The sequence below is a fragment of the Kitasatospora putterlickiae genome (assembly GCF_039527695.1).
GTDB lineage: Bacteria > Actinomycetota > Actinomycetes > Streptomycetales > Streptomycetaceae > Kitasatospora > Kitasatospora putterlickiae.
In genome coordinates this window covers 1-5,953 of sequence record NZ_BAAAKJ010000536.1, presented here as the reverse complement: position 1 = coordinate 5,953, position 5,953 = coordinate 1, and the positions used below count along the sequence as shown (strand labels likewise).

Here is a 5,953-nt window from a genome sequence, read left to right as displayed (position 1 = left end):
GTGCAGGGCGGGCAGCAGGAAGGAGGCCTCGGCGGCCACGGCGGTGGCGCCCGTCCAGGCCCCGCGCCGGACGGCCCGCCGACGCGGCACCGCCCGCCGGATCTGCTGCAGGCTCCCGGGCGCGGGCTGCACCTCGGCCACGGCCCGCCGCATCAGCTCCCGGACGAGCCGCTCCTCGTGCTCACCGGACTCCTCCCCGTCCAATGGGGCGCCCCCGTCCAACGGAGCCCCACCGCCGAACAGGCCATCCCCACTCGCGCCCGTACCCGTGCGATCGTTCTCAGCCATGCCCGGCCTCCATCTGGACCCGCAGCGCGGCGAGCCCTCGTGAGCCGTACGCCTTCACCGAACCGAGCGAGATGCCCAAGGTCTCCGCCACCTGCGCCTCCGTCATGTCCACGAAGTAGCGCAGCACCAGAACCTCCCGCTGACGGCGTTGCAGACCCCGCAGCGCGACCTTCAACTGGTCACGCTCCAGCGCATCGTAGGCGCCTTCCTCTGCACTGGCCATGTCAGGCATCGGCTTCTGCAGCAACCGCAGCCCGAGGATCCGCCGCCGCAGCGTCGAGCGCGACAGGTTGACCACGGTCTGCCGCAGATAGGCCAGCGTCTTCTCGGGTTCGCGCACCCGCCGCCGGGCCGCGTGCACCCGGATGAAGGCCTCCTGGACGACGTCCTCGCAGCTCGACAGGTCGTCGAGGAGCAGCGCCGCCAGTCTCAGGAGGGATCGGTAGTGCGCCTGATAGGTCTCGGTGAGCAGGTCTTCGCTGGTCCCGGCCGCGGTTCCGGCGGTACCGGCCCCGGAGTCCGCGGCGCCGGGTGCGACTGCCGTCATCTGGTTATCTTCCGGCCTGTCCGCAGGCCACAGGGCACGCGACGGGAACGACACCGCGGCTCTCGCCGGGATCCCCGTTCCAGCCCCCACCATCACGTTCGCCACGCCCGTTGGACACTCGATCCCCTGTCATGGTTGCCCAGCCCGGCGGACATTCTTCCGCATGGACGGAACGCCCCTCCAGGGGATTCGGCGAGGATTCCTCGCGCAGTCGGCGAACATCCCGCGCAGAGCCGGCGCCGCCGCCCTCACACCTCGTCCGAAACAGGCCGGGACCGTACCGACCCAGAGCAAACCCAGGGCCGGGCCCGCCCAAGGCCGCACCAGCCCGGAAGCACCGCCGGCCTAAGCCCCGTCCCCCACACCCGCCCCAGCGGTACCCAAGCCCTCGGCGGCCACCAGCTCCGCGATCTGAAGCGCGTTCAGCGCCGCACCCCGCCGCAGGTTGTCCCCGCACAGGAAGAGGTCCAGCGCGTTCGGGTCGTCCAGCGCCCGCCGCAGCCGTCCGACCCACACCGGGTCCGTCCCCACCGCGTCGTTCGGCGTGGGGAACTCGCCCGCCGCCGGGTCGTCGTACAGCAGCACCCCGGGCGCCTCCGCCAGGAGTTCGCGGGCGTGCTCCTGGGTGACCTCCCGCTCGAACACCGCGTGCACGGCGAGCGCGTGGGTGCGCACCACCGGGATCCGCACGCACGTCGCGGAGACCTTCAGCCGGGGCAGGCCGAGGATCTTGCGGGACTCGTCGCGCACCGTGCGTTCCCCGGACGACCAGCCGCCGTCCGTCAGCACGCCGGCCCAGGGCACCGCGTTGAGCGCGAGCGGGGCGGCGAACGGCCCGTGGTCGGCGATCACCGCGCGCAGGTCGCCGGTCTGCTCGCCGACGTCGGTGCCGGCCACCTGGGCGAGCTGCGTGCGCAGCGCGTCCGCACCGGCCCGGCCGAGCCCGGAGGCGGCCTGGTAGGAGGCGACGACCAGCGACTCCAGACCGTACTCGGCGTGCAGCGCGCCGATCGCCGCGATCATGGTCAGGGTGGTGGAGTCGGGGCTCGCCACGATGCCGCGCGAGCGCATCCGGACGGCCACCGCGTTGACCTCGGGCACCACCAGCGGAACGGCGTCGTCCAGGCGGAACGCGCCGGAGTTGTCGACCACCACGACGCCCTTGGCGGCCGCGATCGGCGCCCAGCGGGCGGCGATCTCCTCGGGGACGTCGAACAGCGCGACGTCGATCCCGTGGAAGGCCTCCTCGGTGAGCGGGACCACCTCGACGGGCTCCCCGCGCACGACCGCCTTGCGGCCGGCCGAGCGCGGGGAGGCGACGAGACGGATCTCGCCCCAGATGTCCTGGCGGAGGGAGAGCAGGCCGAGGAGCACCTCGCCGACCGCGCCGGTGGCGCCGACGACGGCGAGGTTCGGCCGCCGGGTCATCGCCCGGTGCCTCCGTAGACGACGGCTTCGTCCGTCTCGCTGTCCAGCCCGAAGGCGCTGTGGACGGCCTGGACGGCCGCGTTGACGTCCTCGGCGCGGGTGACCACCGAGATGCGGATCTCCGAGGTGGAGATCAGCTCGATGTTGACGCCGGCCGCGGACAGCGCCTCGAAGAAGGCCGCCGTGACGCCCGGGTTGGAGCGCATGCCCGCGCCGACCAGCGAGATCTTGCCGATCGCGTCGTCGTAGCGGAGCGACTCGTAGCCGATGCCCTGCTTGACCCGGTCGAGAGCGTCGATGGCCTTCTGGCCCTCGGTCTTCGGCAGGGTGAAGGAGATGTCCGTCAGGCCGGTCGAGGCCGCCGAGACGTTCTGCACGACCATGTCGATGTTGATCTCGGCATCGGCGATGGCGCGGAAGATGCGCGCCGCCTCGCCCGGCTTGTCGGGGACGCCGACGACCGTGACCTTCGCCTCGGACGTGTCGTGGGCGACTCCGGAGATGATGGCCTGCTCCATCTCGCCCCCTTCGGGCTGGTTCGGGTTGTCGTTGCTGACGATCGTCCCGGGGAGGCCCGAGAAGGACGAGCGTACGTGAATCGGGATGTTGTAGCGCCGCGCGTACTCCACGCAGCGGTCGAGCAGCACCTTGGACCCGGACGAGGCCAGCTCCAGCATGTCCTCGTACGCGATCCAGTCGATCTTGCGGGCCTTCTTCACCACGCGCGGGTCGGCGGTGAAGACGCCGTCCACGTCGGTGTAGATCTCGCAGACCTCCGCCTTGAGGGCGGCGGCGAGGGCGACCGCGGTGGTGTCCGAGCCGCCCCGGCCGAGCGTGGTGATGTCCTTGCTCGACTGCGAGACGCCCTGGAAGCCGGCCACGATCGCGATGTTGCCCTCGTCCAGGGCGGTGCGGATGCGGCCCGGCGTCACGTCGATGATGCGCGCCTTGTTGTGGACGGAGTCGGTGATGACGCCGGCCTGGCTCCCTGTGAACGACTGCGCCTCGTGGCCCAGGGATTTGATCGCCATGGCCAGCAGCGCCATGGAGATGCGCTCTCCAGCGGTCAGCAGCATGTCGAACTCGCGGCCGGCGGGGAGAGGTGACACCTGCTCCGCGAGTTCGATGAGCTCGTCCGTCGTGTCGCCCATCGCGGACACCACGACGACGACCTCATGGCCGGCCTTCTTGGCGTCAACGATTCGACGGGCCACGCGCTTGATGCCCTCGGCATCCGCAACGGATGAGCCGCCGTACTTCTGCACGACAAGGCCCACGTGCGCTCCTCGACTTGTGTCGTCTTCGGGGGCGATCGGCCCCCGCACCCCCGGGTGGCGGGGGCAGTGCGGTCGGCGCCAGTCTACCGAGCGGGGGTGCTCCGACCTCCGCTTTCCATATGATGAGACACACGTTTCAGCAGGTGAGCGGGGGTGCGGGCGGCCCCACCGGCAGGTCTGCTGGCGGGCCGCCGCCGCTCCGAAGAATCGGCGGACGAACGCACGGACACCCCGGGGTTTTCCGCCCCGCGGGGGAGAGTGAGGTTTCCGTCACAGTCCACCGTCGGTGCGCCGTCCGGGGCCCCTAGCGCCCCCGGCCCAGCTCGGCCGCCATCAGGTCACCGGCCTGCTGCTCCAGCTGCTCGTCGGTGAGCCCGTCGTTGTCGGTGTCCGCGCCGTCCGGCGCCGCCCCGATCGGGCTGTCCAGCCGGACGTGCGCGATCAGCGACTGCAGCGCCCGCAGGACGGCCGTGCAGGTGGTGCCCCAGTTGGAGAGGTACGAGAACTGCCACCACCAGAGCGCCTCGCTGACCCGGCCCTCGCGGTAGTGGGTCAGGCCGTGCTGCAGCTCGCCCACCACCCCGGCCAGGTCGTCCGAGATCCGGAAGGCGTTCGGCTTCTCCGGCGGCCCGTACGGGTCGAAGACCTCGTGGTAGACGTCGATCGGCGCGAGCAGCACGGCCAGCCGCTCGCGCAGCTGCTCGCCGTCCGGCTCCGGCCCGGCGTCGGGCTCGAAGCGGTCGTCCGGGACGACGTCCTCGATCGCGCCCAGCCGGCCGCCGGCCAGCAGCAGCTGCGAGACCTCCAGCAGGAGGAGCGAGACGGCACTGCCGGGCTCGTCGCCCTTGGCGACCTCGGTCACCGAGAGCACGAAGCTCTCCACCGAGTCCGCGATCTGCACCGCGAAGTCGTCCGGCTCCGAGCCGTGCCCGTGCGTGTGCGGCGTGTGCGGGGCGTCCTGAGGGGTGCGCCGGTCCTGCTCCGGTCCGGCCTGGTGGGGCGTGTGGGGCTGCTGGTTGATCGTCCGGTCAGACATCGAGCAGTCGTCTCCCTTCGAAGGCGCGGCCGAGCGTGACCTCGTCCGCGTACTCCAGATCCCCGCCGACGGGCAGGCCGCTCGCCAGGCGGGTCACCTTCAGGCCCATCGGCTTGCAGAGCCGGGCCAGGTAGGTGGCGGTCGCCTCCCCCTCCAGATTGGGGTCGGTGGCCAGGATCAGCTCGGTGACCGTGCCGTCGGCGAGCCGTGCCAGCAGCTCGCGGATCCGCAGATCGTCCGGGCCGACGCCCTCGATCGGGCTGATCGCGCCGCCCAGCACGTGGTAGCGGCCGCGGAACTCCCGGGTGCGCTCGATGGCGACGACGTCCTTGGGTTCCTCGACCACGCAGATGACGCCGAGGTCACGGCGCGGGTCGAGGCAGACCCGGCACTGCTCGGCCTCCGCGACGTTGCCGCAGACGGCGCAGAACCGGACCTTGTCCTTGACCTCCAGCAGCGCGTGCGCCAGCCGGCGGACGTCGACGGGGTCGGCCTGCAGGACGTGGAAGGCGATCCGCTGCGCGCTCTTGGGCCCGACGCCGGGCAGCCTGCCCAGTTCGTCGATCAGGTCCTGAACCACGCCCTCGTACAACGTCGCGCCTTCCCTCGGGTTGGACCGGTGGCACCCGCACGGGGGTGCTCCGGTGCCATCATCCAACGAATCGGACGCCGGGCACACCGCCCGACGCCCGACTCCCGCATAAATCACACAGGTCCATCGCCTGAACTCCGGACCGTTACGACCCGGCGTCCCCGGACCGTCCGACCGGTCGCGGAACGCCCGGAACGCCTAGAACGGCAGGCCCGGGATCCCGCCGCCGAGGCCCTGGGTCAGCGGGCCCATCCGCTCGGCCTGCATCTTCTGCGCGGCCTGGTTGGCGTCCCGGACGGCCGCCAGCACCAGGTCCGCCAGCGTCTCGGTGTCCTCCGGGTCCACGGCGGCCGGAGCGATGGTCAGCGCCACCAGCTCCCCGGCACCGGAGACCGTCGCCTCGACGAGGCCGCCGCCCGCCGAACCGGTCACCTTCGCCTCGGCCAGCTCCTGCTGCGCCTGGGCGAGGTCCTGCTGCATCTTCTGCGCCTGCTTGAGCAGCGCCTGCATGTTGGGCTGGCCACCACCGGGAAACACGGCTCACTCCTTGCGTTCGTTCCGCGCCGGGTACCGGCGCGTCTGGCACGTCCTCTGGCTACGTCCTCGACGAGCCTACGTGCTGGTCAGTTCCCGCCGTGGCGGATCTCCTCCAGCACCGTGGCACCCAGCTCGCGGACGATCAGCTCCTGACCGGAGAACACGTCCTCGTTGAGGTCGGGGTCGTCCTCCTCCGGGATGTCGTCCTCGGGGGCCACCGCCCGCGCCGGAGGCGCCGGGGCCACCGG

6 protein-coding genes and 1 pseudogene are annotated in these 5,953 nt (G+C 71.8%); all 7 read right to left on the bottom strand.

What is annotated here, in order from left to right; translation table 11 throughout:
- A pseudogene (locus ABD308_RS38875) lies at positions 1-288 on the bottom strand (hypothetical protein); the annotation flags it as partial.
- Complete coding sequence (locus ABD308_RS38870; protein ID WP_344345760.1) at positions 281-835, bottom strand: SigE family RNA polymerase sigma factor; 555 nt, start codon at positions 833-835, stop codon at positions 281-283. The pseudogene ABD308_RS38875 and the gene ABD308_RS38870, both read right to left, overlap by 8 nt.
- Before the next feature lie 345 nt (positions 836-1,180).
- A complete protein-coding gene (locus ABD308_RS38865; RefSeq protein WP_344345757.1) occupies positions 1,181-2,263 on the bottom strand; it encodes an aspartate-semialdehyde dehydrogenase in 1,083 nt (360 codons plus the stop codon).
- Entirely contained in the window at positions 2,260-3,540 is a 1,281-nt protein-coding gene (locus ABD308_RS38860; RefSeq protein ID WP_344345755.1) for an aspartate kinase, read from the bottom strand. The genes ABD308_RS38865 and ABD308_RS38860 overlap by 4 nt, the downstream gene beginning before the upstream one ends.
- A gap of 304 nt (positions 3,541-3,844) precedes the next feature.
- Positions 3,845-4,576 carry a DUF5063 domain-containing protein gene (locus ABD308_RS38855; protein ID WP_344345753.1) on the bottom strand — a complete coding sequence of 244 codons (732 nt, stop codon included), beginning with the start codon at positions 4,574-4,576 and terminating at the stop codon, positions 3,845-3,847.
- A complete protein-coding gene (recR, locus tag ABD308_RS38850; protein WP_344345751.1) occupies positions 4,569-5,168 on the bottom strand; it encodes a recombination mediator RecR in 600 nt (199 codons plus the stop codon). Before recR ends, ABD308_RS38855 begins: the two co-directional genes overlap by 8 nt.
- A gap of 198 nt (positions 5,169-5,366) precedes the next feature.
- Positions 5,367-5,705: a YbaB/EbfC family nucleoid-associated protein gene (locus tag ABD308_RS38845; protein ID WP_344345749.1), complete on the bottom strand. Its 339-nt coding sequence runs from the start codon at positions 5,703-5,705 to the stop codon at positions 5,367-5,369.
- Positions 5,706-5,953: the final 248 nt, after the last annotated feature.